Here is a 26,385-nt window from a genome sequence, read left to right on the forward strand (position 1 = left end):
AATCCGGAGTGCTTGAGCGGCCCGCCCTTGGGGCCGGTGAAAACACGCCCGTTCTCTCCCGGCTCCGCGAACCTCTCCAGGCGGCGGCGCGGCGCGCCGCCGCACGGCCCGCCGCCCGAACGCCGACCGAGCGTGCGGCGTGGGCGCCGGTCTCGGCCGGCGGCGGGACCACGGGCCGCCCACCGCACCACCCGCACGCCGTACCCGACCATCGACCACCGCACGGGGCCACACCGCCGCCTACAGGTTTCCTTGACCAGCAGACCGAACGCTTCGCAGCTCTTCCGGTATCTGTGACCTTGCTTCGGCCGGCTCTCTACTTGTTCGACTTCATCGAGGACCACACCACAGTCACCACGGAGATCCCTGTCACGGTGAAAAGCAGGATCACGGGCAGATGCCCGATGATCTCCATGCCCCAGCCGAGCGGCCCGGTTTCATATGAGCCGGGCTCGATCGCAGACCTGAGAGTCACAGAAATCGCTAAGAGCCCCATCAGGGCAATGCAGAGTCGGAGCGCCGAGGACACCATCGTGCGCTTACGCGGTCCGTCAGGTGCTTCCCCCGGCAAGGGTTTGGGGTACTCATGCCTGCGCACTTTGGCCACCCCCCGCACACCGGCCGCCAGGTACGGCGTCACGGCGAGAACACCGATGACGACGAACACCCAGTCAAAGGTTTCGCGCAGGGTGCCAGCTGCCCCAGAGGCCAACGTGACGATCTTGACCGCCAATGCCAGCACCATCAGGGCCAGCGCCAACTTGGACCACACCGGCATCTTGGACACGCAGTGATTATGGAGCCGGCAAGTCCTCAGAAGAAACCCCACAGCCCTGCCTCTCCAGCTCGACCCTGTCTCCAGATGGTGGCATCGCATCGCACCGCCGCGACCAGTACCGCCCTGACGATCGCCTGATGCGGGCTGATCTCCGTACGAGGTCGGGGACGATCGACAGTCCGGGAGTTCGTTCCGCACCCCGGCTCACCGAAGAACCTGGCCGGCCTGTCGCCGCAATGCTCGTATCATCCAGACAACTGCGACAGTCATCAGTGCCGCGACAGCCAAGATAAGAAACTTAAACCAGCCTGACCCACCCATGCGCGGATGGTTCATTGGCCAGGATGCGACGGAGAGTATTACCGAGTTCTTGTGGTGACCGCTGAACGCCTCATGCACGTACCAGAAGTCGGAGACGCTTTCCGGCTGGAGAACAGCCTGCCTGTTGTAGCGGTACTCGACTGTGACGTTTCGCTGCCGCAGTAAGAGCTTGACCTCGGCAACCGTCTGATTCGCCAGGTCTACGCCCTCCAGAATTTCACCGTGCGCGGTCGCATCTCCTGCGACTTTGTACCGTTCGCCGGGCCGGGCGGCTCGACCAAAAGTGATCTCAACAGGGCCGCGCAGTTTGAGGGGAATGCTAACTCCGGCCTTGCACCAAAAGTTTCCGCACTCGGTCCCCTTGATGGATTTGATCCAGTCGCTGCCGTGTTCACCCTTGATCTCGAATCCATCGGGGTGGAAGACGGTCATCCGTTGCGGGGAGGATATGGAGATCATCGTGCCGACGAGACTTGGCGATGAGGGCTCCATCTGCAGGTCGACCTTCAGGCCGTGCGCCGCGAAATCCTCGCGGTAGCGCTGGGGGTCGGCGTCAGGGTCCACAATCCGGACATCGATGTAGTCGCCCTTCTTGGCGAACGCCAGTGCTTTAGCCGGCCCCAGGACGAGGGGACCTCCGTCACCGGGCTGCATGACAATCGGCAGCATGACCGCCGCGCCCACCAATACGGCGGTGACCGGAAGAAGAGTGAGCAACTTCCGCCGGGGCCAGTGCCACTTTGCCGCCCGAGGGATCCGAATGGCGTTGCTGATGATGTCGTCCAGAGTGGCAGACAGCGCTACCGGGTCAGCGCGTACGTTACTGGCAGGATCGTGTCCCCGGAGCAAGCTCGTGAGTTGCTTCAGATCGTTGGTCATATGACGCTCCTCCCGAAAGACGGCTGCCGGTCGGTGATGGGCTGCGACTCCTCCACGAGCAGGTGCCGTAATCGTCTGCGTATGCGGTGTAGGCGCATCGCGGCCGTTGATCTGGAACAGCCCACAACCGTTGCGGCCTGTCGGAGATCAAGTCCCTCCCAAGACATCAGCAGCACCAACTCCCGATCGCGTTCACTCAAGCTGTTCAGCGCGGCAAGCGCCGCTTGACGAGAGGCAACTGTGACAGCGTGGTCCTCTTCAGTGCCGCGGCTCGTCAATAACTCGCTCAGCGAGTCGGTGAGCGCGTCTCGCCGATTGCCCCGCCTGATCAAGTTCAACGCGAGATTCCGGGCGGTCGTATACAGCCAGGGCAACGGCTGAGCGTGCGGCACCTTGTCGTACTTCTCCCATGCGACCTTGAACGTCTCAGCGGCTACGTCCGCAGCATCGGCAGGACCAACTCGCCGCCACGCGTACCGCAGAACCGACTCGTAGTGCTCTTCGAACATGCTGGTGAAGCCGACCTCATCACTCACACTCCATCCCCCCTTCAATGCGCCAATGCGATGTGCATTTACTTGGTAGATGTCGCGAAGCTCACGAATGTCACCGCCAGTGCAAAACTGATGCCGTGGCCCACGATCCGCACAGCCCTGCATCCTGATCCACGCCGGATAGCATGATCACCATGCGTGAGACGCGGCCACCCGTTGGAGCGGCGCGTGTCATCGAGGTCATACCAGCCGTGGCGACCCGATCCTTAGTCGCACCGTGCGGGACATCGACTCCTTGAGGCTCGCCCCGGTACAGCGCCGCACGAACAGGCGGCCCCTGGCCACCCCACCCACCCCTCGCCGTGCTTTTGATCTTCCACCCGGTACGGCGTCGCGCAGGTGGACGCCTCCTGGGGCGGGGCGGCGGTGAACGGGAGCCGTTATTGCTGTCCGCCACCGGCGGAACCCGTACACCGCATCCGTGGACGCGGCCCTCCGGCGCTGCGTGAGCGGACACCATAGATCATCGAACCGGGCTGCGTACTCCTTCAACGGGCCCGGCGACCGGTGGACACGGACGCCACGCGGTCACCACCACGCCCCCCGAACAGCACCGATCATCCCTGTCCGCCGGTTTGCTGCGGCATCAACCCCACGTCAGCAAACCACCGCAGTGCTACGGTCCTGCCGTCCACGACCGGAGCTTGTCGGGGTTGCGTACCGCCCAGATGTGCTTGATCCGGTCGCCTGCGACCTCGAACGCGTACACCGACACAGTGACGCCGTCTTCCTGGGCGATCAGGCCGGGCCGGCCGTTGACCGTACGCTCCAGGAATATCAGGCTACGGAGCCTGCCTTCGAGATGGACCAGGGAGCGCACGATCTGCTCGACGCCTTCGACCGGGCGGAGCACGGCGCCGACGACGCCGCCCCCGTCGGCGGTCGCCGTGACGTCGGGGTCGAGCAGGGCGATGAGGGCGTCGATGTCCTTGGCCTCCCAGGCCCGCTTGAAGTCCCTGACGATCCGGGCCTGCCGGGCCGCCGGGGTCGTAGACGCCCGCGCGGCGCGGATGCGGCGGCGGGCCGAGGAGGCCAGCTGGCGGCAGGCCGCCGGGGTACGGCCGACGATCTCGGCCACTTCGCCGAAGGAATACCGGAAGACGTCGTGCAGGATGAACGCGACGCGCTCGGCAGGGGTCATCGAGTCAAGCACGACGAGGAAGGCCATGTTGACCGACTCGTCGAGAGTGACCCGGTCGGCCGGGTCGACGGCGATGCCGTCCGGCCGCCCGCTGATCCACTCGGTGGGTTCGGGCAGCGGCTCGGGGATCCACTCGCCCACGTAGGTCTCTCGCCGGGCCCGTGCCGAGGAGAGCACGTTGAGGCAGATGCGGCCGGCGACCGTGGACAGCCATGCGCCGGGGGACGCGATGGCGTCCTGCTGCTGCCGGGACATGGCGTACCAGCGGGCATAGGTCTCCTGGACGACATCCTCGGCCTCGGACAGCGAGCCGAGGAGCCGGTAGGCGAGATTGATCAGCCGACGCCGCTCGCCCATGATCGCGCTCAGGCTTGGATCGAGCCGGCCGCCTCCTGGCTCGGGCTGGGTGGTCATGGTGTCCCCGACTTCTTCGGTCGCAGTTGCTGTCAGTAGGACGACAAGACAGCCCTTCGAAATGTGAGGTTGACGCGTCGCCTCACATTTCGAGGGGCTGTCTTGTCGTACCAGTCAGACCAACGCCTTTCCACTGGTCGTCTCGCCAGGCGGCGCACCAGCCCTGCCACGGCCCGGCTCCAGCGGCGCCAGGAGAACGCGGAAAGAAGCAAGTCGATCACGGAATTCGTCAGCGTGGAGAACCGGTCCCACCGGGTCGCGAGCCTCGGACACCACTGATCCTGAGAAGGGAGGACCTCCCCATGTCCACTCCCACGACGACTGTCCACTCCCACGACGACCGAGCAGGACGATCTGCGGTCGCGGCCGGCGGGCTTGTCGAGAACAGAGTGTCGAGAACAGAGTGAGGAGAACGCTCAATGGTTACCGCGGCCAACAGGCTCCGCGCGGCCATGTCGGCCCGATCCGATGCCACGCATCGGACGAGGCCCGCCGACTGGGTGCTGCGGGCCATCGTCAGCGCGCACGTGGTCGCGATCGCCGGTCAGCCGGTGTTCGCCGGGATGTACATGAGCGGTGACTACGACGGCTTGCGCCGGCATGCGGCCGGCGCCGACGTCGTCACCTCTGTCGGCCTGGTGCAGGTGATCGTGGGGATCGTGATCTGGGTACGGCTGCGCCAGGCCTGGCCGTTCCTTGCCGCGTCAGCTCTGATGGCGGCCGAGTCGGTGCAGTACTTCGCCGGGCTGGACGGTGCCCTGTGGTTGCACTTCCCGCTGGGGGTGATGACCGTCGTCGCGCTCGTCGTGCTGTTCATCGCCGTGTGGAGCCGGCCCCTCCGGCGGCGACCGCACCCCCGGCGCGAGCGGGTGCGGAACGCGCGGGAGCCGGAGCGGCAGGGAGCGGGCGATGCGTGAGCCGTATGACGACCGATCCGGCCGTGCCCGTACGGTGACCAGGCGTCAGGCACTGGGCATCGGCGGGGCGCTCGGTCTGGTGGCGGCCGGCGGGCTGTCGGCCTCGGCCGCGCTGGCCCGCCGTACGCCGTTCACCGGTGCCGAACTGCGCAGTGCCGTGCCGCTGCCGCCCGCGTTCCAGGTGCCGTTGCCGCTTCCCTCCGTGCTGGCGCCGGTCAGCAGGTCGGGCGGGGCCGACCGTTATGAGATCACCCAGCGCGAGGCGACCGTGGAGATCCTGCCCGGTGTCAGGACGCCGCTGTGGACGTACGAGGGTGCCTTCCCGGGGCCGACGATCGAGTCGCGCCGCGGTCGGCCGGTCACTGTTACGCATCGCAACGACCTTCCCGTGCCGACCGTCGTGCATCTTCACGGCGGCCGAACCCCGGCGGAGTCCGACGGGTATCCGACCGACCTCGTCCTGCCTGAGGGCTGGCCGGACGCCGCCCACGTCACGCACACGGGCGCGGGCGGGCCGGGGCATGTCATGCACGATCCGCGGGCGGTGCTGACCAAGCTGTCGCGGGACTACACGTTCCCGCTGGACCAGCGGCCGGCGCTGCTGTGGTATCACGACCACCGAATGGACTTCACCGCCCCCGCCATCTGGCGGGGCCTCGCCGGGCTGCACATCGTCCGCGACGATGCCGAGGACTCGCTCGGCCTGCCCGCCGGGCGGCGCGAGCTGCCTCTCATGATCGCGGACCGTGCGTTCACCGCCGACGGCGACCTCGACTATCCCGCCCTCGATCCCACGTCGCGGGAGCGGCCGGGCGTGCGCGAGCCGTACCTCGCCGGGGTCCTCGGTGACGTGATCCTGGTCAACGGCGCCCCGTGGCCCGTGTACGAGGCCGACGCGGCCCGCTACCGGCTGCGCATCCTGAACGCCTCCAACGCCCGGCACTACGAACTCGAGGCGATCACCGACGACGGACGCCGGCTCGACCTCGTGCAGATCGGGGCCGACCAGGGACTGCTCGCGGCACCGGTCACCCACCGGCTCCTGCCGATCGCGCCGGCCGAACGCTACGACGTGATCATCGACTTCTCGGGCGTTCGGGTCGGCAGCCGCGTCAGAGTCGTCAACCGGCTCGGCTCCGGCCGCACCCGCGACGTGATGGCCTTCCGGGTCGCGCGCGAGGTCACCGACGACAGCCGCATCCCGCGTGTCCTTTCCACCGATCTCCCGACCTGGCGCCGGTCGGACGCCGTCAGGGTGCGCGACTTCTCCTTCCGTGCCGGGCGCATGCACGGCGGTCACGGATGGCTGATCGGCGGCCTGCCGTTCGACCCCGCCCGCTCCGACGTCACCGCCGGATTCGGCGACGTAGAAGTGTGGCGGCTGATCGCCGACGTTCACCATCCCGTCCACCTGCACCTGGTCGGCTTCCGGGTGCTCTCGCGCCGCGGCCGGCCGCCGCTGCCCCACGACGCCGGCCTGAAGGACACCGTCTCCCTGCGGCCGGGCGAATCAGTGGAGATCATCACCCGCTTCGACGGCTACCGCGGCCGCTATCTCTTCCACTGCCACAACGCCGAACACGAAGACATGGGGATGATGGCCAACCTCGAAATCATCTGACACCACCGCGCCGCGGAAATCGCCGTCGAGGATCTCCGGCCAAACACGTGATCGTCCGTGCGGCGGCCACTCCGTGACGGAAGACCGACTCCGCCGGCTCGCAAAGCCTCAAGAACCGCTTGAAGTTGAGAAGGGAAGGCCTCGCCATGTCCACGCACGAAGTCCACACCCCCAGCAAGGTCGTCGTCATCGGCGGTGGTTACGCCGGGGCACTCGCGGCCAACCATCTGCGGATGCGCGCCGACGTCGACATCACTCTGGTCAATCCCCGCCCGGATTTCGTCGAACGGATCCGGCTGCACCAGTTGGCGGCCGGCACCGGCGAGGCCACGGTGGACTACGGCACACTGCTGGGAGAGGACATCCAGTTGGTGGTCGACAGCGCCACGCGCATCGACACCGCCGCCCGCACAGTACGGCTGGCGTCGGGGCGCGCGCTGGTCTACGACTACGTCATCTACGCGGTCGGCAGCATCGCGGCGATACCGTCATCGATCCCCGGAGCGGCCGAATTCGCTCTCCCCATCGCTGAACTCGAATCCGCACAGCGGCTGCGCGCCCGGCTGGCCGAGTTGCCGTTCGATGCTCCGGTCACTGTGGTGGGCGCCGGATTGACCGGTGTCGAGACGGCCGCCGAACTGGCCGAACAAGGACGCGCGGTCACGCTGGTGTGTGGCCGGACCCTGGCGCCGTCACTGAGTGCGCCGGGTCGCCGATCCGTGGCCAGGTGGCTGTCCCGGCACGGTGTCGTGGTGCTCGAGGCCGCCGTGGTGAGCGAGGTCCGGCCGGACGCGGTCGTCTTCGCCGACGGTGGGGTGCGTGCCAGTGCACTGACCATCTGGACGGCCGGCTTCGGCGTGCCGGACTTGGCGGCCGCGAGCGGGCTGCGGACCGACGCGCTCGGCCGGCTGCTCACCGACGAGACGCTGACCAGCGTCGACGACGACCGCATCGTCGCGGCCGGCGACGCCGCCGCACCGTCGGGCCAGCCGCTGCGGATGAGCTCCCAGGCTGCGCAGCCGCTCGGGGCGCAGGCCGCCGACACCGTGCTGAGCCGCATCGCGGGAACCGAACCGGCGGTGATCGACCAGGCCTTCACCGGATCGTGCGTCAGCCTCGGCCGGCGCGCCGGCATACGACAGCTCGCCCGCAAAGACGACACGACGGTGAACCTCTACATCGCCGGGCGCATGGCCGCGGTGATCAAGGAGGCGACCTGCAAACTCGGGGTGTCGAGGATCCGCCGTGAGGCCCGCAAGCCGGGTTCCGGCTTCTGGCCCAAGGGCGGCCCGCGTCCCGAGCAGCCGGCCTCCGCTCCGCGAGGGGTCGCGTCCCCGTGACCACCGGCGAGCATGCCGGACGGTTCACGGGGGTTGACGAGCACGCGGGCGGAAGGCGCGTTCAGCGGCCCTCGGCCCTGGCCGGCCATTCCATTGGGGAATCGATCGCCACCTGCGAATTCGCACCGAAGTCGCGCACAACGCGAGGAGAAATCTCATGAACATGCCAGATCGCTTTGACGAGGAGGCTGCGATGCAAACTCAAACGACCACGACGTTTCAGCACGCGACGGGCGGGAAGTCGGCCGCCGTCGCACGGAGCGGCTGGGATCGGGGCCGGATCCGCCCTGTCGCCTTTTGGGCCACCACGTTTGTCATCGTCTTCGAGTTGATTGCCGGATCGGTGTGGAACCTTGTGCCGATCGAATGGGTGGAAGCCCAGTTACGCCACCTGGGATACCCCCATTTCTTCGCCTATGTTCTCGCCGCGTGGCAGGCCGGTGCGGCCATCGCGATCATCGCGCCCGGGCTACCGCTGATCAAGGAATGGGCGTACGTGGGTGCCTTTTTCCTGTGGTCGAGTGCCGTGGCGTCGCATCTGATAGTCGGCGACAGTCTTCAGACGTGGGGGGTGCCGCTGGTGTTCGGGGCGTGCGCCATCGCGTCGTGGGCGTTGAGGCCCGCCGACCGCCGGCTCCCGGCGACGCGGCTCCGGCGGGAGCGCCGTGCCGACGCTGGACAGGATGGGGCCGGTCCGCCGGAAACCCGTCCTCGCGCTTGGGCCGTTCCGATCGGGCTCCTTGTTGTTCTGTACGCCGTTTCATTCCTCACGCTGCCCGCGGCCGAAGCCATGACGCACGGGTGGGCGGTCGAGCTCGGCTGGATCGACGAGTAGCGGCCTGGTTCCGCGGCACCGTTGCGGACGACAGCCACCCGCCCACACGCTCAGAGCAGTTGGCGCAGCCCGGTGCGCAGAACTTCGGGCACCGGGTTTCTGGCACGCACAGGGACCGTCATCCCCGCACACCACGCCTGTCGCCGGCGCCCAGGCAGAGCGGAAGCGCCTGGATGATCAGCTTGCTCGTCGCTTCGACGTAGGAGTCGTCGACGTTCTGGCCGGTGTTGAGGACACGCCACTGCGTGAGCCCGACCAGTAGGTCGAGGGCCAGGTCGAGGTCGAGGTCGGCGGGCAACTGGCCACGCTCCACCGCGCTCCTCAGAAAGCGCTCGCACGCGGTCCTGCGCGGTTGCCGGATCGCGGTGTCGAATGCCTCGGAGAGCCCGGGGTTGCGAGCGGCCTCGGCTGTCAGATCGAGCACGATGCGCATGACCACGGGATCCGACAGCGTATCCGCCACCGCTCGGACGTAGGCTCGCACGTCGCCACTCAGGTCACCGGCCCCGCCTGCCGGGACCTGCCGGGAGGCGAAGACGTCGATGAGGTCGACCACCATCGCCTCTTTCGACGGCCACCGCCGGTAGAGCGCGGCCTTTCCCGTACCGGCCCGCCGGGCCACCGCGCCCATTGACATACCGGCGTAACCTGTCTCCGCCAGCTCGGCGACCGCCGCCGCGACGATGGTGTCGGTGACTGTCTGGCGCAGCACGGCGGCGCCGCGACCACGCGGACGGATCTCGGTCATATCCGCGATGGTAACACGAGACGGAACGGTTGCGTCCCGACTTCAGGGCCGCTTATCCTCCAAATGGAACGGATAGGTTCCGTCCTGAACTGAGGGAAGACATGACCGACGTAGACGTACTCATCGTCGGAGGCGGACCGACCGGGCTGACGCTGGCTTGCGAGCTGGCCCGGCGCGGCGTCACCTTCCGAGTGATCGACAGATCTCCCGAATTCCACCACCAGTCCCGGGGCAAGGGCATACAGCCGCGCAGCCTGGAGGTGTTCGACGATCTCGGCGTGGTCCAGGACTTCCTGGACGCGGGGGCATCCGAGATGCCGGCGCGGATCTACATGGACCGCCGGTTCGTCGCGGAGCTGCACCTCCTGGCCGGTGTCCGCCCGCGGCCCGATGTGCCGTACCCGACGCTCGTCCTGCTGCCGCAGTGGCGCACCGAGCAGATCCTCCGCACCCGCCTGACCGAACTGGGCGGCCAGGTGGAGCGTGGCCTGCGACTGGCCGGCATCGAGCAGTCCGACAGCCAGGTCGTCGCGCAGCTCGCCTCGGGTGAGGTGATCCACGCCTCCTACCTCGTAGGCTGCGACGGCGGCGGTAGCGCCGTGCGCGAGGCCGCCGGGATCACCTTTCCCGGGCTGGTGTCGGAGACCGAGCACTACCTGCTCGGCGACGTGGAGGTGGACGGCCTGCCCCGCGACGGCTCCTATGTCTGGTACGCAGCCGATGAGTCCTCCGTGGGCCTCGCGCTGCTGCCCGGTACGCTGTCGTGGCAGTTCGGCCTCACCGTACGCCCCGGCGAGGAGGGTGCCGGCCAGGAGCCCTCACTCGAGCTTTTCCAGCGTCTGTTCGCGCAGCGCACCGGCCGGACGGATGTGCGCCTGCACAACGCCACCTGGCTGTCGCACTTCAGCTACAAGGTACGGCTCGCCGACCGTTACCGTGCCGGCCGCGTCTTCATCGCCGGAGACGCCGCCCACGTCCACCCGATCGCGGGCGGGCTCGGCATGAACACCGGCATCCAGGACGCCTACAACCTCGGCTGGAAGCTGGCCCTCGCGGTACGCGGCCAAGCCCCCGACAGCCTGCTCGACACGTATGAGCGGGAGCGCCGCCCGGTGGCCGAATCCGTGCTCAAGACCAGCGGCGTCGGCATGACCGCGCTGTTCTCCACCAAGCCTCTGATGACCTTCCTCCGAGACTGGATCATCCTGCCGCTGATGCGCAGCCCCGCGGTGACCAAGGCGATCGTGAGCAAGACCTCCCAGCTCGGCGTGGACTACCGCGACTCCGAGCTGTCGGTCGGCGACAAGGGCAAGGTCCGTCCCGGCGACCGGGCACCCGACTCGCCGTGCCGGCACCCGGTGACCGGCGAGCAGTCGCGGCTGTTCGACCTCTTCCGCGGCACCCACTTCACGCTGCTCCAGTTCGGCGCGGTGGCGCCGGATCTGGCCGAGCGCCTGGACGGACTCCACGGCGACGACATCCGCGTCTACCAGCTGGAGCCAGGGCCCCCGAGCAAGCGCTACGGCGCCGGCAGGGGCACACTCGTCCTCGTCCGGCCGGACGGCTATGTGGCCGTACGGACCCGGTCAGGCGATGCGGTGGTCGACTACCTGAGGACAATCTCGGTCGCCTGAGCCGGGACGAGCCGCTTCCAGCGCGCTACTGCCAGATCCGCTCCAACTCGGCTCGCCCGGCCACGACTTGTCCGGCGGCGGGTAAGAAGACCTCCACTGCGGCCGGAGCCGGTCACGTCCAGCGGAGCTGGTGGATGAGTTGATCTCCGCGTGCTCCTGAGTTCCGCGGGTTAAGCCGATCGCTGCGACCAGCCCGGCGTGGGCGTCGGAGATGACCGACCGCACCCCGCCCAGCCCACGGGTGACCAGGCCGCGCAGGAACGCCGGTCAGCCGGCGCCGTCCTCGGCGGAGGTGACCTCCAGGCCGGGGGTCTCCCGCCGGCCATTGGCGTTGGCCGCTGTGGCCACCGGCACACGCACATTGATGATCCGCCCGCCCTCACGGATCTTCTGGGTCGGTGCGCCCAGGCGCCGGCTCCAGAACCGGCGAAAACGCTCCAGCTGGATGCCGACCTCCCCGAGTGGCGCGGAGTTGACGCCGTACGGGCACCGGAGGTGCCGAGCGCGCCGCCGAGCACGTCGAGCGCGCACGGGCCAACAATCTCAGCCACTATTTATATAACTTAAGAATGATAAAGTCGGTACGAGCCCGTGACCGGGCGGCTGAGGGGTGTGCTCGCGGGCGTCCTCGACGCGCATGATGACGTCGGCGGCCGGCGATTCCTCGTCCTCCGCCACGACCGGGAAACTGAGCGGGTGGCGCAGCTGCAGGGCGGTGATGGCCGTCGCGCCGAGCAGGCCGATCAGCACGACGACGGCCGGCTGCCGCAGGGTGGGGTCGGGAACGGCCAGGGCGCTTGCGGCCGGCACCAGCGCACCGGCGAACGTGGCGACGGCGAAAACGGCGTACGGCCGGCCGAGCACGGCCTGCCGGCCGGGCTGGATCGTATGGGCGGCCCTGCGTGACGGCGTCGCGCCCGCCCGCTGGTCGACGCGTCGCACCCACCGGTCGATCAGCGACTGTGCCGGCAGTAGCCCGGCCACCGACGCGGCCAGGGCCAGCAGCGGGCGACGCGGCTGGAGGCCGCCGAAAGCGGAAGTGGCGGCGAGGGCGCTCACGATGATCAGCGCGGCCAGGATGACGTAAGTGGCCAGGCGGGCGCGTCTGCGGACCGCCAGCCGGCTGGCGAGCAGCGGGGGCGGGTGGGTGTCGGCCAGGTCGTGGCGGGCCGGCCACTCGCCCGCCATGCGCAGATCGGTCGTGCGCGTCGGCGGGCCGGTGTCCGGTAGCGGTTCGCGGGTCACAGTGCCTCATTTGCCGCAAGCTTTGTAGCAATAGGATGCGTCATTGGTTGCGACAAAATCAACGTCCGGGGCTCTCGTGGTCCCGATGATGCAAGCCCCGGCTCAGCGGTGGCCGTCGTCCAGGCATGCGCGAACACTCGCAGAGCGTGAAGGCGATTACTCTCAGCTGCTTTGCGGCTCGCCGTAGCTTTGGGAGTACTGGGCCGTCAGGGGACACCGGCTGGCAGCCGTCGTGGGGCCGGGCGATGCTCGTCCTGGGGGCGAGGGGCCGGGGGTGGCCCCGGCGCTTGAGGTCTCGCTATCCGCAGTTGCCGAAGGTCTTGCGGCCGCCGGTCGCCTCGGCGTAGTCCAGCCGGGTGTCTCGGGTGCTGCCCCAGTACGAGACGCACTCGCCCCGGGCCTTCAGCTTGACCGGCCCGGCGTAGTACTTGAACTTGCCCGCGTCGGTCTTCGGCTTGCCGCCCTTCACCGTCAGGGTGGCGGTGGTGTAGGTGGCGGTCCGGTAGAAGGCGGTCTTGATACTGACCACGCAGTTGTAACCGGTGCTGCGGTTGTACATGAGGTAGACGTAGCCGAAGGTGTCACGTCCCGACTTGAGGGGGCGGGTGCCGTCCTGAACCCGGGTGAACCCCGCCCCGCAGACGCCCTCGGGAGTGTAGGGGGCGGAGGCCGCGTACGCCGTGTATGCCGGATTGGCCGCGAGAACGCCGGCGGCTAGGGCCGCCACGGCGACAACCCTCGTAACAGAACTGATCACTTGTCTACCCTTCGACGGGGGCTGCGGTCCATACCGCAGCGGATCAACCCATCGATCTTGGCGTACTCCTCTACGTCCGGCAATGGCAGGCCGCCATCCGGCTGATCGATGGGTACGGCGACGGGGGCGACGACGACGGCCGGTGTGCCCCCGTCAGCATGGTTCGGGCGAAGCGCGGCGGAACGAAAACGTACGCTGAGCGGCCGGCCCCGGAAGTCCTTCAGGTTGACGTGAGGTCAGGTGGAGGCCGCATCGGGGAGGGTTTCGGCCGTGGTGGTGCGGGCGTCACCGGCTGATGCTGGATCCCCGGTCGGCATCCAGCAGCTTAACGGCCATGTCTCACAGGGCGACGGCGTCAGTCACTTCGGCTTTGTCGGCCAATGAACCATTCAAGATCCTCTGTCGGGCGACGCGGACTCAACGTCTGAATCTGACGTGCGAGGTGACTCGACCGTGATCGTCGATCTCTACCCTTTCCAGGTGATCCAGATCGCCACGTCGGGGCGTCCAATCACAGTACGGAAGACAGGAAACTCGCCACATCCAGGATTCCCGGGACAGGAAGACATCTCGCTTTCGCATGGAGACCCTGGGCGCCATCACTGTTCCGACTGCGCCGTATGGCAGAGTTATGACGAGAAAGCCGAGAGCGATCGATGCTATTTCGCTGCGAGTGGGATCTGTCTGGATGATGGCGAGGGCGAGCGCGAACGGAAGCGCGCCCAGCCCTAGCCACAGCAATGATGCCAGGATTCGGCGAACCCCTAGCGGGCGCGGAGGATGCTCGCCCGAAGACAGTGGCCTCTTCGGAAGAGCATCCTTCCATCCTGTTGGCAACGGTTCCCGTTTCATAGCCCACGCTTCCAGTCGCTGTATCCAGTGGTCACCGTCGCTTGGGTGAACCAGGGGTCGACGTGTGTCATCCGAGGCCCATTGAATTTCGGGATGATAACTATGATTACAGTCAGCGCTTGGTGGCCGTAGTTGCGGCCCGCGCCCTTCTCTCCTGGACCTCGCGTTTCCGCTGCTTCTTAGTGATATCGTCCATAAGACTAATCCATGCGAAGACTGTCCGGGTCTCCGAATGGACGTCGATATTCTTCGTCGTACCAGACTCGACCGTCGTTTCGACGGACCCGGCGACGATCCCCGCGATAGCGTCGGCGGCAAAGGCGGTCCACCGGTTGGCCGCGGGCTTGGTCGCGACCGAGACTATGGCCGTGAAGCCGACTCGGACATCTGAAATCAGGTGTAGGTCCGCTCCGCGACCCGGCGACGCGGGATCACCCCGATGCGGGGATCGGTTATCCGATGCCCAGGGCCAGCGTCGCCGCCGACAGGCCCAGCGCCCCGAGCCCGCCGACCGCGCCGGCGACCACCGCGCCGGGGCGGTCGCTCAGGCCGCGCAGGTGGACGCGCGCGGCCATGAGGAACAGGAGCCCGCCCGTCATGAACCACGGGCCCCACAAATAGGTGTACCAGCGGATCGCGGGCAGGGACTCCGGTGCGATCCCGGTGCTGTCGGCCTGCAGGAGCAGCCCCTGCACGACGAACAGGCCGCCGTGCCACAGGAGTAGCACTCCGGCGCCCCAGGCGGCCAGTTGCAGGAGCCGGCTCACACCCGTGCCCCAGCGGCGCAGCAGGGCGAGCCCCAGCACCCCGCCGACGACCTTGAGCGCGCCGGTGACCCACAGGACCACGAGGAACCAGGTGACCCGGTCCTGCGCCATCCGGGCCAGCGGCGAGGAGATCATCGTGGCGGCGCCGGCCGTGCCTCCCAGCGCCCAGTAGAAACTCGGCATGGCGAACAGGAACCCCCATGCCGCCGCGCCGTACCCCGCCCACGCCGCGCGGCGGGATCGCGGTGCCGTCTCGTTGACCTGCGAAGCTGTCATATCCGCAACGGTTCCAGCGCCGCCTGCCCGGCGCCTCCCGCCGGGGGGTGACGGCCCTCCCCCCGCAGGGGGAGGGCCGTCGCGAGCGGGTGCCGGTCTGCGCGTGTCAGAGGTGTCAGGCGGGTTCGATGCGGGCCGCCAGCCGGTAGGAGAAGCCCTTGCCGGCCGGGGAGGTGGCGTTGATGTACTGCGTCCCCTCCCCGCTCCCGATGGTGACCGGGATGCGCAGCAGCAGGTCGTCGCCGATGTGGTCGTCCTCCCACACCTCGATCGTGAACGTCGCGCCGGGGGAGCCCGTCAGATGGACGTACGGCCCGGCGGCGCGCTGCGTGGAGCCGGCGGAGCAGTCCGAGGCGTAGCTCGTCCACACCCAGCAGGTCCGGACCTTGGTGTCGGCCTCATCGCCGTTGGTGGGCCAGATGTAGTAGTGGCTGCCGTCCAACTCCTTGAGCTCGACGCGGATCTCGTCTTCGCCGCTCTCCTCCAGATCGTCGGCCTGGAGCGAGCCGAACACGAGCTTGAGGGGGCCCGGGGTGGCGAGCGAGGACGCCTCGACCAGCGAGGGCGGCGGGGTGGTCGGGTCGGCCGGCGCCGTCGGGGTGGCCAGAGCCGCCTGGGGCGGTGCGAGGACCGCGGTCAGCGTCAGCGCCGCGGTGGCGGTGGCGATCCTGGTCAGGATGGTGCGCACGTGATCGATCCTCTGTCAGTAGGAGGGCTCTAGGCGGAAGTTGAACGCGTAGTGGTAGCCGTTGATGTTGGCCTCCTCGCGGAAGTACTGGGTCTCGCTGATCGGCTGGGGCCAGATCGGCACGTTGATCAGCGTGTCGTCTCCCGAGATGTCGTCCTCGCGGAGCGCCACCATCAGCAGCTTGCCGTTGGCGGTGTAGGAGGGCTCGTTGGCGGAGTAGTAGCCCAGGCGGTTGGTGCCGGGCGGGCAGCTGTCCCCGCTGATGTAGATGCAGTCGTTGCGGGCCACCGAGAACTCGCCGCTTCTCGTCGGGAAGAGATGGAGGGTCTTCCCCTCGTACTGGGCGATCACGTAGACCTCGTCGTGCCCGCTCTCCTCCAGGTCGTAGGCGATGATGCTCTCCAGGACGACCCTGACCTTCGGCGCCGGCTCGGCGTACGCGGCGCCGCCCGTCAGCAGTGATCCCATGACGACCGCGATGCTCAGCGACGCACGGGTGAGTAGGCGATGCATGCTGTCCCCCTGTCAACGGTGATGTTGTCCGCCGGACAGCATGGCCATGGCCCCTTGTCGCTCTCTTGGATCTCACTGGCAATGGCCGAGAACGGCCTCATTTCGCAAATTTCACACCAGCGGCTCGTTTCTTCGGTCGGCTCGCCGTCCGCGGACTCCGGCATGCGCACCGGGGCGTTCCGCCGCCGCCTCCGCTGGCGCGGGTGACTGTCCCATGTGTCCCCATGGTCTGAGACGCGTAAAGCGAGCACCGGGAAGGCCCCTCGCAGTCGGCGCACATTAATCGCATTTATCGACATTTCCTCCAAAACCACACAACAAGGTCGAGAGCGTTGTCCCTATTTAGATGTTGTGCGCTATGTGATTTCATGACTACTGTCAGTAAAAGAGGTCGCGGGGGTTTTTGTGTTAACAGTGCCTAAAGTCCGATTGCTGCTGCTGGTTCTCGCGGTGTCCGGCGTGCTGTCCAGCATGCGGGTGACGGCCCAGGCGGACTCCGACGGCGACAGTACGGTCGCCAACGTCATCGTGGACGCGTCGATCACGCTGACCGATCTGACCCCCTCCTTCACCCTGCGCGGCGTCCCCGGCGAGACGGTGACGGAGAACGGCGCGGTCAGCATGAGGGTGATGACGAACAACGTCGCCGGTTACGTCGTCACCGTCCGGCCGGTCTCCACCGCGCTGGTCGGATCGATCGCGGGCAACGACGACGTCATCCCGACGTCCCTGCTGGAGATCCGCGGGCCCGGCCAGAGGAACAGCTTCACCTCGCTGGCGTCGGGGGCTCCGGTGCAGGTGGCGAGCTCGGCGGTGCGGTCGGCGCCGGGCGGCGACATCGTCGGCAACGACTACCGGATCACCATCCCGCCCGTCCGCTCCGACACCTACAGCGGCACGCTCGACTATGTGGTCACGACGCTGTGAACCGCCGGCGGGGCGGCCCGGCCGACTCCGGTGTGTGATCGTCGCCTCCCTGATGGCAGGGGGCGTCGTGCCGGCCGTGGGGCCGGACGCGCCGGGGGTGTCGGGTACGGCCTCCGCGCCGGATTTCTCGCTGACGGTGAGCCCGGCGCGACTCGTCGTGCAGCCGGGCCGCATCGACGACCCGCAGCGGTTCCGGGTCGTGAACGGGGGCCGGTCGCCGGTCGACACCGTCGTGAACAGGGCGAGCTTCACCGCGGACACGGCCGGGAATGTGATCTACGACCAGGACGCCCCCCATTCGGCGGCCGGGTGGCTCCACGTCAGTCCCGCGGCCTTTCACCTCGGTCCCGGGGAGCGGCGGCGGGTCACCGTCCGGGTCGACCCGCCGGCGGAGCCGGAGAACGGGGAGCACCGGGCGGCGCTGATCTTCACGGCGCCCGCCGGCCCCGGTGCGGGCAACATCAGGCTCAACCGGGCGATCGGCACGCCGATCTACGTCACGGTTCCGGGCCCGATCGACACCTCCGTGCGCGTCGGCGGCCTGCGCGCCCCCGATTTCGTGATCAGCGGCCCCGTGGAGTTCGGCGCCACCGTCGAGAACGTGGGGACCGTGCGCCGCGACTTCTTCGGCGGGGAAGGCCTGAAGGTCGAGGTCAACGGACGTGAGATCCCCTTCCCGGACTTCACCGTGCTCCGCGGGACCAGCCGGGACGTCACCGTCCGGTGGACGGATCCACCATTGATGTGCGTCTGCCACGCGAAGGTGTCGGTCACCGGGTCGGACGGGACGTCCAGCCGCAGCGCCACCGTGGTCGTCTTCCCGCTGCACCTCTTCGTGATGCTGCTGTCGGTGTCGGGGGCGTTCTACCTCCTCGCGCTGTGGGCGCGGCGGCGATGCCAGGCGCGTCTGCTCGGTATCGTCCGGCAGGCGCGCGCCCCCGACTGAGACGGGCCCGGCGTCACCGGCCCGGCGTCACCGGCCCGGCGTCCCGTGTCCGGTGTCCCACGTGCGGCTGCCCATGTGCTGCGTCGCCGGCCCGGCGTCCGGCGGTCTTCAGCGGAGCACGACGCAGCCGCGCTCGCTCAAGCGGCGCAGGACCTCGGGGTCGCCGTCGTCGAGCTTGTTCCAGCGAAGGTCGAGCTTCTCCAGCGCGGGCAGGTCGGCGAGGCCGCCGGGGAGCTCGCGGAGCCGGTTGTTGCGCAGGTCCAGGTGGGTGAGGCGGCTCAGGCCGGTGAGGGAGCCGGGCAGGGACGTGATCGCGTTGTTCCTGAGATCGAGCAGCCTGAGCCCCGACAGGTCGCCGACCGAGGCGGGCAGGCCGGTGAGGGCGTTGTTCATCAGGTGGAGCTCGCGCAGCTCGCGGAGCCGGCCGATGGTCTCGGGGATCTCGCGGAGCCGGTTGCCGTAGAGCCGCAGTTCGCGCAGGGCGGTGAGGCCGCCGATCGCGGCGGGGAGACCGGTGAGGCGGTTGTCGGTCAGGTTCAGGTAGGTGAGGCGGGTGAGCCCGCCCAGGGACGCGGGGACCGAGGTGAAGCGGTTGTCGCTCAGGTAGAGGTAGTCGGTGAGATTGTGAAGGTCGCCGATCGCCTCCGGGATCCGGGTCAGCGCGTTGTGCCCCAGGTCCAGCATGCGCAGCTCGGTCAGCTCGCCTATCGTCTCGGGCACCTCGGTGATCGCGTTCTCCGCGAGGTTCAGGGAGACGAGGCCGGTCAGCCGCCACAGGGCGACGGGGACGGACGTCAGGGCGTTGCCGCCGACGGCCAGATGCCGCAGGCCCCGGAGCCGTCCGATGCCCTCGGGGAGCTCGCCGATCGCGTTGCCGTACAGGAAGAGCGTCCGCAGCTCGGGCAGTTCCAGGACGCTCTCGGGGAACCGGGTCAGCGTGTTGCCGTCGAGGTGGAGGGCGCGCAGGGCGGTGAGGCCGTGGAGGTCCGGGAGGTCGCGCAGCCGGTTGCCGTCCAGGCGGAGATCCTCCAGTCGCGGCAGCCGCCCGACCCACTCCGGCAGCTCGGTCAGCGCGTTCCAGGCCAGGTCGATACGGCGCAGCAGGGCGGGGTCGCCGGCGGGGACCGGGAACGCGGCGAGTCCCGCGCCGGGGGCCTTCATCTCGTACGGCACGACTCTCCTCGCTCGCGGGTGGGACACGGGCCGCCGGGCCGGGGCCGCCGGTCCTCGGGACGCGGGCCGTACCCTATCGAAGCCGCCCGGGACGGGCCGTGACCGGCCGACGGTCGGAGCCGGGCGATGCGGGCCGCCGGCGGTCGAGGGGGCAAGTCGTACGAACCGGCTGCTTTTCATCGGACGCGACGATCTCAGCGTGGCGGCGGGCGACCAAGACGTTCGATCCGCCACGCGCGGGCGGCTCTTGGTCACATACTGAAACCTCATGAAAGCGGAGAGTGACCGACGAGGGGCGCGGCGGTGACGGGGACGATCCTTCAGCGAGTCCGCACGGGGCACGGCGGCGATGCCGAGGGGGAGGCTCCGGGCCGGGCCGAGACGCCCCGGACGTTCCAGACGTCCGAGATAGACATCAGTGTGATCGTGCCCGTCCACAACTGTCGGCCCTATCTGGACAGATGCCTCACCTCCCTGCTGATCCAGCGGGTCAGCAGGGAGATCGTCGTCGTGGACGACGGCTCCACCGACGGCAGCGCCGACCTGCTCGCCCTCTACGCCGCCTACCACCGCGGCGTCATCCGGGTCGTCCGGCAGGAGCACTCCGGCGGGGCGGGCCGGCCGCGCAACGTCGGGATCTCGCACGCGCGCGGCAGATACGTGTTCTTCTGCGACGCGGACGACTACCTCGGCCCCGAGGCGCTGGAGCGGATGCTCGCGATGGCCGACCGCAACGACTCCGACATCGTCCTCGGGAAGATCGTCGGACACGACCGCAGGGCGCCGGTCTCGATGTTCCGCCAGAGCGCCGAGCGGGCCCCGCTCGGTGAGAGCGCGGTCTACAACAGCCTGAGCTGCTTCAAGCTGTTCCGCCGGGAGATGCTGGAGCGCCACACCATCCGCTTCGACGAGACGCTGGTGGTGGGGGAGGACGTGGTCTTCACCGCCCACGCCTACTGCCACGCGGCGGTGATCTCGGTGGTCGCCGACTACGACTGCTACCACCTGGTCGCCCGGCCCGACGGCAGCAGCATCATGCAGCGGACGGGCAGCCGCGACCCGGTCTCCTGGCTGCGGATGATCAGGCGGCCGATCGAGCTGGTCGTCGGTCACGTGGGTCCGGGCGCGCTCCGCGACCACCTCCTCCGCCGGCACTTCCGGCTCGACGCCTTCGGCAGCCTCGGCAAGCCCTTCCTGGAGGCGGGTGAGGTCCAGCGCAAGGAGATCGCCGCCGAGGTGGCCGAGATGTGCGACCGGTGGCTGACCGACGGGGTCCGCGACCGGCTCACCCTCATCGACCGGAGCCGGATCTCCGCGCTCCAGGACATCGACCGCCTGGTACGGCTGGCGCACATCGAGTCGGCCGTGGTCCGCCGGGAGCTCACCGGGCTCCGCTGGGACGGGGAGGGCCGGCTGGTCGTCTCCGGCCGGGTCGCGCTGAGCGCGCCGGCGCAGGGCGACCGCCCGGAGCTCGTCGGCGGCGGCCTGGCCCTGGTGCTGCGGATGCGGCACGACGGCGCCGGGGCGCCCGCCGACCTGGTGGTCCCCGTGACCGGCGACTGCGACGGGTTCACCGGCCTCATCGACGTCGCGGGCCTGTCCTCGGGGGTCTGGGACGTCCACGTGACCGTCGAGTGCGAGGGGGTCACCCGGCTGGCGCGGCTCGGCGCCGACCGGGACGGGCTGGTCGCCCAGCCGGTGCCCCGCATGGTCGGCGGCGTCATCGCCCTGCCGTACTTCACCCGACCGCACGGCAACCTCAGCCTCGACGTCGGCGGGCACGTGGTGAGTGTGCCCGCCGGCGTCCGGCTGACGGGGACCCGCTGGACGGCCGGCCACCGGCTGCGGCTCGACGGGGAGGTCACCGTCGGCGCGGGCCTGCCGGGGGCGCACGCCGTACGGCGGCTGGTCTGGCGGGAGCGGTGCTCGGGGCGGGAGCGGCACGAGCCGGTCACGGCCTGGGCGGGCGGCGCGTTCGCCACCCGGCAGGCGGTGGGCCGGCTGGGGCCGGGCACCTGGGACGCCTACCTGGAGCTGGACCTCGGGGGGCCGCCCGCGCGCTTCCGGATCGAGGTGGAGGCGGAGCGGCTCGTGCCGCCGCGCACGTGGTGGCGGGGTCTGGTCCGGTGGAGCGTGCGGCCGTATGCCACGGCGGGCAAGGGCCGGCTCAGCGCGGTGGTCCGCGTCTTCACACCCAGGGCGTTCGTGAAGCGAATCCTGCGTTAATGCCATCTTCTTGCAACTACAAGCCCATGGCCTAAAGTAAGGGGCAATTCCGCACTTCGGAGGCTTGTCGTGCACGTACCCGATGGCTTTTTCAACGTAGCCGTGTCGCTCTCAGCCGGTGTCGTCGCGGCCGCCGGGGTCGCGGTCTGCCTGCGCGGCGCCCGCCGCGAGCTCGACGACCGGACCGCCCCGATGGCGGGCCTGGTCGCCGCCTTCATCTTCGCCGTCCAGATGCTCAACTTCCCGGTCGCCGCCGGCACCAGCGGCCACCTCCTCGGCGGCGCGCTCGCCGCGATCCTCGTCGGGCCCTACACGGCCGTCTTATGCGTGGCCGTGGTCCTGCTCGTGCAGGGCTTCTTCTTCGCCGACGGCGGCCTGACCGCGCTGGGCGTCAACGTCACCCTCATGGGCGTCGTCGCCGTCGTGGTCGGCTGGACGGTCTTCCGCATGATCACCCGGGCCGTGCGGAACAGGGGAGCCGTCGTCGCGGCCTCGTTCGTCGCGGCCCTGCTCTCGGTGCCCGCCACCGCGCTGGCCTTCACCCTGCTGTTCTGGATCGGCGGCACCGCGCCCATCGAGGTCGGCACGGTCGCCGCCGCGATGGGCGGCGTGCACGTGCTCATCGGCATCGGCGAGGGCCTGATCACGGCGGTCACCGTCAGCACCGTGCTGGCGATCCGGCCCGACCTGGTGTACGGCGCGCGGGGGCTGGCCGCCCCGCTGGTCCTGCGCGGCGCCGACGGGGAGGCCGTGGTGGCACAGGGTGCCCCGGCCCCGGCCGCAGTGCGGCGGCCGGGCTGGTTCCTGCCCGCCGGCATCGTGGTGGCGGCGCTGCTGGCGGGGGTCGTCAGCTTCTACGCCTCCTCCTCGCCCGACGGCCTGGAGCGGGTCGCCGAGGACAAGGGCTTCAGCAGCCAGGCCGCCGACCACGCCCTGGGAGAGCAGCCGCTGGCCGACTACGGCGACGCGGGCGGCATCCCGGTCGGTGTGGCCGGCCTGATCGGCGTCGGGGTGACCCTCGCGGTCGGGGGCGGCCTGTTCTTCGCGGTGCGCCGCCGTACCAAGGACGACACGGCCAAGGACGAGGTCTCGGCCTGATGGGTTCCGGTCACCACCACCAGCTCTACCGGCCGGGCGACACGCCCGTCCACCGGCTGCCGCCCCAGTGCAAGCTGGCGGCGGTGGCGGGCTTCGCCCTGGTGGTGGTGGCCACGCCGCGCGAGTGGCTGTGGGCCTTCGGTCTCTACGCCCTGCTGCTGGCGGCGGTGGCGGCGGCCGCGCGGGTCCCGCCCTCCTTCCTGCTGCGGCGGATGATGGTCGAGATCCCGTTCGTGGTGTTCGCGGTGGCGCTGCCGTTCATCGGGTTCGGCGAGCGGGTGTCCTTCCTGGGGATGTCCTTCAGCGTCGCGGGACTGTGGGCCGCGTGGAACATCCTGGCCAAGGCCACTCTGGGCGTGATCGCGAGCGTCCTGCTGGCGGCCACCACCGAGCCCCGCCTGATGCTGCTGGGCGCCCAGCGGCTCAGGCTGCCCCCGCTGCTGGTCCAGATCGCCATGTTCATGCTCCGCTACATGGACGTGATCGTCGACGAGATGCGCCGGATGCGGGTGGCCAGGGAGTCGCGGGGATTCGCGGCCAGGAACGTCCGGCACATCCCGGTGGTCGCCAGGTCGGCGGGCGCGCTGTTCATCCGGTCCTACGAGCGGGGCGAGCGGGTGCACCTGGCGATGCTCAGCCGTGGCTACAGCGGTTCGATGCCGGTCATCCAGGACCTGTCCGCCTCGTCGCGCCAGTGGCTCGTCGCGGGTATGTTGCCGGGCGCGGCGCTCGTGGTGCTGCTGGGAAGCTGGGGGTTGGCATGACACCGTCTCTTGAGGTGCGCCGTCTGGCGTACGCCTATCCGGACGGCACGCAGGCGCTGTTCGGCGTCGACTTCGCGATCGGGCGCGGGGAGCGGGTCGCGCTGCTCGGGCCGAACGGCGCGGGCAAGACGACGCTGGTGATGCACCTCAACGGCATCCTGACCGCCGGGCACGGCACGGTGGCGGTGGCCGGGCTGCCGGTGGAGAAGGGCTCGCTCAAGGAGATCCGCAGACGGGTCGGGCTCGTCTTCCAGGACCCCGACGACCAGCTCTTCATGCCGACCGTCCGGGAGGACGTCGCCTTCGGCCCGGCCAACCTCGGGATCGGGGGCGAGGAGCTGCAGCACCGGGTCAAGGACGCGCTGGAGCGGGTGGGCATGCTGGAGGCGATCGACCGGCCGCCGCACCACCTGTCCTTCGGCCAGCGCCGCCGGGTGGCGGTGGCCACCGTGCTGGCCATGGAGCCGGAGATCCTGGTGCTGGACGAGCCGTCGTCGAACCTGGACCCGGCCTCCCGCCGCGAGCTCGCCGAGATCCTGCGGGGGCTCGACGTGACCGTGCTGATGGTCACCCACGACCTGCCCTACGCGCTGGAGTTGTGTGACCGCGCGCTCATCCTCTCCGGCGGCGTGATCGCCGCCGACGGGCCGACCCGGGAGGTCCTCGCCGACGCCGAACTGCTCGCCGCCCACCGGCTGGAACTGCCGTACGGCTTCGCACTCCCCTGAGCGGGTCGTCCGGCGCGACGGCCACGGAGGCGCCGGCGGCGGCACGCGGCGGCCGTCCCGCGATCTTCCGATCCGGATCGATGATCGTGAGTCGTGTTACCTCGCGTACGGTGATGGCGAAGTAAAGTGGGTCTGCCTCATGGGCGCGAGGAGGTAGTTGATGAAGCTACGGCTGGCTCGCCGCGCCGTCGGTGACGCCGTGGTGGTGGCCGTCGAGGGCGAACTCGATCTGTTCACCGCCCCGTTCCTGCGAGATGAGGTCCGTGACGCCATCAAGCTCGACAGTCCCCGGCTGGTCCTCGACCTCACCGCGCTGTCGTTCATGGACTCCAGTGGCCTGTCCGTGCTGATCGAGGCGTGGCGGCTGGCCACGGCGGAGGGCGGCGGGGTCTGCCTGGCCGCGCCCCAGGGCCCGGTGGCCCGGATCCTGCGCACGACGGGACTCGACCGGCGGATAAAGGTCTACCCCGACGTCGGCAGCGCTGTGGGAGAGATTTAGCCCACCCCGAGTAGAACTTCATTCGGTATCCGCGTTAAAGTCCGCTCATGGACCTGAACGGAGCAGCAGCAATCATCTCGGGCGGTGCCAGCGGCCTCGGCGAGGCCACGGCCCGCGACCTCGCCGCGCACGGCGCCACCGTGGTCATCGCCGACCTCAACGAGGAGCGCGGCAAGTCCCTCGCCGACGAGCTCGGCGGAGTCTTCGTCAAGACCGACGTCTCCGACGAGGAACAGGTACAGGCGGCCGTGGACGCGGCCGTGGCGACCGGCAAGCCGCTGCGCGTCGTGGTGAACAGCGCGGGCATCGGCTGGGCCACCCGGACGGTGAACCGGGACGGCTCGCCGCACGACCTGGCGTCCTACCGCAAGGTCATCGAGGTCAACCTGATCGGCACCTTCAACCTCATGCGCATCGGCGCCGCGGCCGTCGCGAAGACCGAGCCGGTCGACGCGGACGGCCAGCGCGGCGTGGTCGTCAACACCGCCTCCGTGGCGGCGCTGGAGGGCCAGACCGGCCAGGTGGCGTACTCGGCGTCCAAGGGCGGCATCGTCGGCATGACCCTCCCGGCCGCGCGCGACCTGGCCGCCGTCGGCATCCGCGTCAACACGATCTGCCCGGGCATCATCGACACCCCCATCTACGGCTTCTCGCCCAACGCCGACGAGTTCAAGGCCAAGCTCGTGGCGCCGGTGGTCTTCCCCAAGCGCATGGGGCAGGCCTCGGAGTTCGCGCACCTGGTGCGCTCGCTCATCGAGAACGACTACATGAACGCCGAGACCATCCGGTTCGACGGCGGCATCCGCTTCCAGCCCAAGTAGGAGTCACCGGTGTCTGATGAGGTTCTGGTCGACGTCGACGGCGGTGTCGCCGTCATCACGATCAACCGCCCGCAGGCCAGGAACGCCGTCAACGGCGCGGTCGCCCGGGGCATCGCCGCGGCGCTGGACGAGCTGGAGGAACGCAAGGACGTCTCCGCCTACGTCCTCACCGGGGCGGGGGGCACCTTCTGCGCCGGCATGGACCTGAAGGGCTTCCTGACCGGCGACTTCCCGGTCGTCGAAGGCAGGGGCTTCGGCGGCATCGTCGAGGCGCCGCCGAAGAAGCCGATCGTCGCCGCGATCGAGGGCTACGCCCTCGCCGGCGGCTGCGAGCTGGCACTGGCCTGCGACATCATCGTCGCCTCCGAAGAGGCCAAGTTCGGGCTGCCCGAGCCCAAGCGGGGCCTGGTCGCGGGAGCGGGCGGCATCATGCGGCTGCCGCGGCGCATCCCGTACCACATCGCGATGGAGATCGCCCTGACCGGCGACCACTTCCCGGCCTCCCGGCTGTACGAGGTGGGTCTGGTCAACCACGTCACGCCCGCCGGCGAGGCGCTGGCCAAGGCCCTGGAGCTGGCGAGGAGGATCGCGGCGAACGCTCCGCTGGCGCTCGCCGCGACCAAGCGCGTGATCGTCGAGTCCGCCGACTGGAGCGGGGACGAGATGTTCGCCAGGCAGGGCGAGATCATCAACCCGGTGTTCGGGTCCAAGGACGCGATGGAGGGCGCGGCGGCCTTCGCCGAGAAGCGCGCCCCGGAGTGGAAGGGCGAGTAACCCTCCCGGCCGCCGCCGGCCGTGCGCGGCCGGCGGCGGCCGATGGTCACAGGTTCGCCGCCGGGTGTGATCCGTATGGTCACACCCGGCGCGTTCACGCCAAGGAGTGCGTACGGTAAAGGTGTGGACAGGCGCGGCGGGGGCACTTG

Annotated in this window: 25 protein-coding genes and 1 pseudogene; 14 read left to right on the forward strand and 12 right to left on the reverse strand. The window is 69.4% G+C overall.

All coding sequences use genetic code 11. The features are described 5' to 3' along the window. Window positions 1-316: 316 nt before the first annotated feature. The 4 genes from BM085_RS27885 to sigJ all read right to left on the reverse strand — a co-directional run bounded on the left by BM085_RS27885 (window position 317) and on the right by sigJ (window position 4,087). Window positions 317-787 carry a hypothetical protein gene (locus BM085_RS27885; RefSeq protein ID WP_143121098.1) on the reverse strand — a complete coding sequence of 157 codons (471 nt, stop codon included), beginning with the start codon at window positions 785-787 and terminating at the stop codon, window positions 317-319. Between the two features lie 195 nt (window positions 788-982). Continuing rightward, on the reverse strand, window positions 983-1,978 hold the full coding sequence (locus BM085_RS27890) for a hypothetical protein (protein WP_093889855.1): 996 nt from the start codon (window positions 1,976-1,978) through the stop codon (window positions 983-985). Then, entirely contained in the window at window positions 1,975-2,514 is a 540-nt protein-coding gene (locus tag BM085_RS27895) for an RNA polymerase sigma factor (protein WP_177245307.1), read from the reverse strand. Before BM085_RS27895 ends, BM085_RS27890 begins: the two co-directional genes overlap by 4 nt. A 634-nt stretch (window positions 2,515-3,148) precedes the next feature. Continuing rightward, window positions 3,149-4,087 carry an RNA polymerase sigma factor SigJ gene (sigJ, locus tag BM085_RS27900; protein ID WP_093889857.1) on the reverse strand — a complete coding sequence of 313 codons (939 nt, stop codon included), beginning with the start codon at window positions 4,085-4,087 and terminating at the stop codon, window positions 3,149-3,151. A 419-nt stretch (window positions 4,088-4,506) separates the two neighbouring features. Between sigJ and BM085_RS27905 the strand changes: the two genes are divergently transcribed. The 4 genes from BM085_RS27905 (at window position 4,507) to BM085_RS27920 (ending at window position 8,800) form a co-directional block, all read left to right on the forward strand. Further along, window positions 4,507-5,004, forward strand: a complete 498-nt coding sequence (locus BM085_RS27905; protein WP_177245308.1) for a hypothetical protein — start codon at window positions 4,507-4,509, stop codon at window positions 5,002-5,004. After that, window positions 4,997-6,625 carry a multicopper oxidase family protein gene (locus BM085_RS27910; protein ID WP_093889858.1) on the forward strand — a complete coding sequence of 543 codons (1,629 nt, stop codon included), beginning with the start codon at window positions 4,997-4,999 and terminating at the stop codon, window positions 6,623-6,625. Before BM085_RS27905 ends, BM085_RS27910 begins: the two co-directional genes overlap by 8 nt. A 146-nt stretch (window positions 6,626-6,771) precedes the next feature. Beyond that, window positions 6,772-7,965: an NAD(P)/FAD-dependent oxidoreductase gene (locus tag BM085_RS27915; RefSeq protein ID WP_093889859.1), complete on the forward strand. Its 1,194-nt coding sequence runs from the start codon at window positions 6,772-6,774 to the stop codon at window positions 7,963-7,965. 157 nt (window positions 7,966-8,122) lie between these two features. Continuing rightward, window positions 8,123-8,800, forward strand: a complete 678-nt coding sequence (locus BM085_RS27920) for a DoxX family protein (RefSeq protein ID WP_218158847.1) — start codon at window positions 8,123-8,125, stop codon at window positions 8,798-8,800. A 118-nt stretch (window positions 8,801-8,918) separates the two neighbouring features. Here BM085_RS27920 and BM085_RS27925 read toward each other — a convergent pair whose 3' ends face one another. Beyond that, the gene (locus BM085_RS27925) at window positions 8,919-9,548 is read right to left on the reverse strand and encodes a TetR/AcrR family transcriptional regulator (protein ID WP_218158848.1); all 630 of its coding nucleotides are present in this window, start codon (window positions 9,546-9,548) and stop codon (window positions 8,919-8,921) included. A 101-nt stretch (window positions 9,549-9,649) separates the two neighbouring features. Here BM085_RS27925 and BM085_RS27930 point away from each other — a divergent pair, with 101 nt between their 5' ends. Then, on the forward strand, window positions 9,650-11,182 hold the full coding sequence (locus BM085_RS27930; protein WP_093889860.1) for an FAD-dependent monooxygenase: 1,533 nt from the start codon (window positions 9,650-9,652) through the stop codon (window positions 11,180-11,182). Between the two features lie 168 nt (window positions 11,183-11,350). On the opposite strand, the pseudogene BM085_RS46215 reads toward BM085_RS27930, so the two are convergent. The 6 genes and pseudogenes from BM085_RS46215 to BM085_RS27955 all read right to left on the reverse strand — a co-directional run. After that, window positions 11,351-11,572 (reverse strand): annotated as a pseudogene (locus BM085_RS46215) (transposase); the annotation flags it as partial. A 153-nt stretch (window positions 11,573-11,725) separates the two neighbouring features. Then, window positions 11,726-12,427, reverse strand: a complete 702-nt coding sequence (locus BM085_RS27935) for a hypothetical protein (RefSeq protein ID WP_177245310.1) — start codon at window positions 12,425-12,427, stop codon at window positions 11,726-11,728. Between the two features lie 298 nt (window positions 12,428-12,725). Further along, window positions 12,726-13,154, reverse strand: a complete 429-nt coding sequence (locus BM085_RS27940; RefSeq protein WP_093889861.1) for a hypothetical protein — start codon at window positions 13,152-13,154, stop codon at window positions 12,726-12,728. A gap of 1,334 nt (window positions 13,155-14,488) precedes the next feature. Further along, window positions 14,489-15,079: a DUF3995 domain-containing protein gene (locus BM085_RS27945; RefSeq protein ID WP_093889862.1), complete on the reverse strand. Its 591-nt coding sequence runs from the start codon at window positions 15,077-15,079 to the stop codon at window positions 14,489-14,491. A 115-nt stretch (window positions 15,080-15,194) separates the two neighbouring features. Next, window positions 15,195-15,767, reverse strand: a complete 573-nt coding sequence (locus BM085_RS27950) for a hypothetical protein (protein ID WP_093889863.1) — start codon at window positions 15,765-15,767, stop codon at window positions 15,195-15,197. Window positions 15,768-15,782: 15 nt separating this feature from the next. Beyond that, window positions 15,783-16,280 carry a hypothetical protein gene (locus BM085_RS27955; protein WP_093889864.1) on the reverse strand — a complete coding sequence of 166 codons (498 nt, stop codon included), beginning with the start codon at window positions 16,278-16,280 and terminating at the stop codon, window positions 15,783-15,785. Window positions 16,281-16,694: 414 nt separating this feature from the next. On the opposite strand from BM085_RS27955, the gene BM085_RS27960 reads away from it, so the two are divergent. Both BM085_RS27960 and BM085_RS27965 read left to right on the forward strand, forming a co-directional pair. Beyond that, window positions 16,695-17,207: a hypothetical protein gene (locus BM085_RS27960; RefSeq protein WP_218158849.1), complete on the forward strand. Its 513-nt coding sequence runs from the start codon at window positions 16,695-16,697 to the stop codon at window positions 17,205-17,207. Between the two features lie 34 nt (window positions 17,208-17,241). Then, window positions 17,242-18,153, forward strand: coding sequence for a COG1361 family protein (locus BM085_RS27965; RefSeq protein WP_093889865.1), 912 nt, complete (start codon window positions 17,242-17,244; stop codon window positions 18,151-18,153). A gap of 108 nt (window positions 18,154-18,261) precedes the next feature. On the opposite strand, the gene BM085_RS27970 is transcribed toward BM085_RS27965, so the two are convergent. Further along, entirely contained in the window at window positions 18,262-19,326 is a 1,065-nt protein-coding gene (locus BM085_RS27970; protein ID WP_093889866.1) for a leucine-rich repeat domain-containing protein, read from the reverse strand. Window positions 19,327-19,629: 303 nt separating this feature from the next. Between BM085_RS27970 and BM085_RS27975 the strand changes: the two genes are divergently transcribed. The 7 genes from BM085_RS27975 (at window position 19,630) to BM085_RS28005 (ending at window position 26,236) form a co-directional block, all read left to right on the forward strand. Then, window positions 19,630-21,552 (forward strand): glycosyltransferase family 2 protein, encoded by a 1,923-nt coding sequence (locus BM085_RS27975; protein WP_093889867.1) that lies wholly within the window; start codon window positions 19,630-19,632, stop codon window positions 21,550-21,552. A gap of 69 nt (window positions 21,553-21,621) precedes the next feature. Further along, the gene (locus tag BM085_RS27980) at window positions 21,622-22,650 is read left to right on the forward strand and encodes an energy-coupling factor ABC transporter permease (protein WP_093889868.1); all 1,029 of its coding nucleotides are present in this window, start codon (window positions 21,622-21,624) and stop codon (window positions 22,648-22,650) included. Further along, complete coding sequence (gene cbiQ, locus BM085_RS27985) at window positions 22,650-23,414, forward strand: cobalt ECF transporter T component CbiQ (RefSeq protein ID WP_093889869.1); 765 nt, start codon at window positions 22,650-22,652, stop codon at window positions 23,412-23,414. Before BM085_RS27980 ends, cbiQ begins: the two co-directional genes overlap by 1 nt. Beyond that, window positions 23,411-24,142, forward strand: a complete 732-nt coding sequence (locus BM085_RS27990; protein WP_031167368.1) for an energy-coupling factor ABC transporter ATP-binding protein — start codon at window positions 23,411-23,413, stop codon at window positions 24,140-24,142. The genes cbiQ and BM085_RS27990 overlap by 4 nt, the downstream gene beginning before the upstream one ends. Before the next feature lie 160 nt (window positions 24,143-24,302). Continuing rightward, the gene (locus BM085_RS27995; protein ID WP_093889870.1) at window positions 24,303-24,641 is read left to right on the forward strand and encodes an STAS domain-containing protein; all 339 of its coding nucleotides are present in this window, start codon (window positions 24,303-24,305) and stop codon (window positions 24,639-24,641) included. A gap of 47 nt (window positions 24,642-24,688) precedes the next feature. Next, the gene (locus BM085_RS28000) at window positions 24,689-25,462 is read left to right on the forward strand and encodes an SDR family oxidoreductase (RefSeq protein ID WP_093889871.1); all 774 of its coding nucleotides are present in this window, start codon (window positions 24,689-24,691) and stop codon (window positions 25,460-25,462) included. 9 nt (window positions 25,463-25,471) lie between these two features. After that, window positions 25,472-26,236, forward strand: coding sequence for a crotonase/enoyl-CoA hydratase family protein (locus tag BM085_RS28005; RefSeq protein WP_093889872.1), 765 nt, complete (start codon window positions 25,472-25,474; stop codon window positions 26,234-26,236). Window positions 26,237-26,385: the final 149 nt, after the last annotated feature.

Source organism: Streptosporangium canum, from assembly GCF_900113865.1.
Lineage (GTDB): Bacteria > Actinomycetota > Actinomycetes > Streptosporangiales > Streptosporangiaceae > Streptosporangium > Streptosporangium canum.

Excerpts from the sequence above, each read along its gene's own strand:
- BM085_RS27890 (WP_093889855.1), bottom strand. The coding sequence starts at position 1,978 with ATGACCAACGATCTGAAGCAACTCACGAGCTTGCTCCGGGGACACGAT.
- sigJ (WP_093889857.1), bottom strand. The coding sequence starts at position 4,087 with ATGACCACCCAGCCCGAGCCAGGAGGCGGCCGGCTCGATCCAAGCCTG.
- BM085_RS27905 (WP_177245308.1), top strand. The coding sequence starts at position 4,507 with ATGGTTACCGCGGCCAACAGGCTCCGCGCGGCCATGTCGGCCCGATCC.
- BM085_RS27910 (WP_093889858.1), top strand. The coding sequence starts at position 4,997 with ATGCGTGAGCCGTATGACGACCGATCCGGCCGTGCCCGTACGGTGACC.
- BM085_RS27915 (WP_093889859.1), top strand. The coding sequence starts at position 6,772 with ATGTCCACGCACGAAGTCCACACCCCCAGCAAGGTCGTCGTCATCGGC.
- BM085_RS27920 (WP_218158847.1), top strand. The coding sequence starts at position 8,123 with ATGAACATGCCAGATCGCTTTGACGAGGAGGCTGCGATGCAAACTCAA.
- BM085_RS27925 (WP_218158848.1), bottom strand. The coding sequence starts at position 9,548 with ATGACCGAGATCCGTCCGCGTGGTCGCGGCGCCGCCGTGCTGCGCCAG.
- BM085_RS27930 (WP_093889860.1), top strand. The coding sequence starts at position 9,650 with ATGACCGACGTAGACGTACTCATCGTCGGAGGCGGACCGACCGGGCTG.
- BM085_RS27945 (WP_093889862.1), bottom strand. The coding sequence starts at position 15,079 with ATGACAGCTTCGCAGGTCAACGAGACGGCACCGCGATCCCGCCGCGCG.
- BM085_RS27955 (WP_093889864.1), bottom strand. The coding sequence starts at position 16,280 with ATGCATCGCCTACTCACCCGTGCGTCGCTGAGCATCGCGGTCGTCATG.
- cbiQ (WP_093889869.1), top strand. The coding sequence starts at position 22,650 with ATGGGTTCCGGTCACCACCACCAGCTCTACCGGCCGGGCGACACGCCC.
- BM085_RS27990 (WP_031167368.1), top strand. The coding sequence starts at position 23,411 with ATGACACCGTCTCTTGAGGTGCGCCGTCTGGCGTACGCCTATCCGGAC.
- BM085_RS27995 (WP_093889870.1), top strand. The coding sequence starts at position 24,303 with ATGAAGCTACGGCTGGCTCGCCGCGCCGTCGGTGACGCCGTGGTGGTG.
- BM085_RS28000 (WP_093889871.1), top strand. The coding sequence starts at position 24,689 with ATGGACCTGAACGGAGCAGCAGCAATCATCTCGGGCGGTGCCAGCGGC.